Source organism: Thermodesulfitimonas sp., assembly GCF_052743955.1.
Map to the genome: position 1 here is coordinate 2,056 of NZ_JBRAIN010000129.1, position 1,642 is coordinate 3,697.

General features: G+C 56.5%; 3 protein-coding genes. All 3 read left to right on the forward strand.

The annotated features are described in order from the left end of the window. The coding region (gene cpaB / locus ACUVTA_RS08935; protein WP_445952592.1) for a Flp pilus assembly protein CpaB at positions 1-408 on the forward strand (408 nt) is incomplete at its 5' end. A 43-nt stretch (positions 409-451) separates the two neighbouring features. Then, a complete protein-coding gene (locus ACUVTA_RS08940; protein ID WP_445952593.1) occupies positions 452-1,201 on the forward strand; it encodes a response regulator in 750 nt (249 codons plus the stop codon). Beyond that, a partial coding sequence (locus ACUVTA_RS08945; RefSeq protein WP_445952594.1) for an AAA family ATPase occupies positions 1,174-1,642 on the forward strand: 469 nt, incomplete at its 3' end. The genes ACUVTA_RS08940 and ACUVTA_RS08945, both read left to right, overlap by 28 nt.

Here is a 1,642-nt window from a genome sequence, read left to right on the forward strand (position 1 = left end):
GCGGTAACTGAAGTTTCCAGTGTAGGTGGGATGGTGCAGCCAGGCGACCGGGTTGATGTGGTAGCGACTTTAGATATTGCTCCGGCAGATCCTAATCAACCCAAGACTACGTACACCGCCACAATTTTAAGTGATATTCGGGTTTTGGCTACCGGTCAGAAGTTAACGCCGGAGGAGAAGAAAGATAAGAAGGACACGGGGTTTCAGCACGTGACCCTGGCGGTGACGCCGGCGGCGGCCCAGGTGCTTATTTTAGCTGCGGAGCGCGGCAGTATCCGGCTGGTACTACGCTCGCCGGTGGACAAGGAGAAGGTAAAGCTACCTCCAGCCAAAATCGAAGACTTGCTTGGGCAGGTGCCAAAACCAGTACAAGCCGCTACCGCGCAGCAGATGACGCAACCGCGCTAAAATCAGCTGAGCTTTCTTGCGGGATAGAGGGGGATATGTTGTCATGAGCTTAATTACCGTAGTAGTAGCCGACGATATCGTTAACACCAGGGAGGACGTTAAGCGCCTCCTGTTTTTCGAAGAGGATATCAAAGTGATCGGTGAGGCCGGCGACGGGGAAGAGGCCATCCGGGTGGTGCAGGAACTTAAACCCGATGTGGTCTTGATGGATATCAACATGCCTGGGCTCGACGGCATCAGCGCTACGGAGAAAATCACCGAAACCGTACCTCAGACGGCGGTAATCATTATTTCTGTTCAGGGGGAGCATGAATACCTGCGAAAAGCAATGGCTGCCGGGGCTAGCGACTACCTGATCAAACCATTTACCTCCCAGGAACTGGCAGATACGATCCGCCGGGTCTATGAAAAGGCGAAGAAGCGGCAGGATACCCTGCTCCGTTTGCAGCAGGCGCCGGAAGAGGCCGTGCCCGGCCAGATAGTAGTCTTTTTCGGGAGCAAAGGCGGTGCTGGCCGCAGTACTCTGTGCTGTAACTTAGCCGTGGCTCTGAGCCAGGAATTCAAGCAGCGGGTTACGGTGGTTGACCTCGATATCGCCGCCGGGGATGTGGCTGCCCTTTTTAACCTGAGCCTCCCCGGTAGTATTGCCGAGCTTGTCCGGGAATCCGAGATCAACGAGGAGATTATCAAAAGTTATGAGGTGACCCACCTTACGGGGTGCGGGTCATCGGGGCCATCCCGTCGCGAGAGGAGGATTTTGCGGCGGTGGCGGCCGGCATCCCGGCTGTTTTAGAGGCCCTCCGCGAGGGCGCGGATTACGTGTTAATGGATACGCCACCAGTGCTGAACGCGGCGGTAGCCCGGGTGCTTGACCTAGCCGACGAGATCGTAGTGGTCGGCCAGACGGACGTGGTGGCCCTGCGCCGCCTTAAGGCGGACGTTGAGTTTCTTAACATGCACCAGCTTGGGGAGAAAATCCGTGTGGTACTGAATAACGCTTCCTTTGGGGGTGGGCTGAAGCTTGCGGACGTGGAAAGGTCGCTCGGCTTGCAGAGGCTCGATGTCATTAGTGCCGACCCGAAAACGGCTCATGCGGCGGCGAACAAAGGGATACCCTTTGTCGCTTTAAGCAAGGGGAGCAGGGTGGCCCAGGACGTTATCCGCTTGGCAGAAAAATTCGTTGCGAAAGAGGTGCCAGCGAAGAGCGAACGGCGTTCTCTCTTCGGTAAACTTT

Excerpts from the sequence above, each read along its gene's own strand:
- ACUVTA_RS08940 (WP_445952593.1), top strand. The coding sequence starts at position 452 with ATGAGCTTAATTACCGTAGTAGTAGCCGACGATATCGTTAACACCAGG.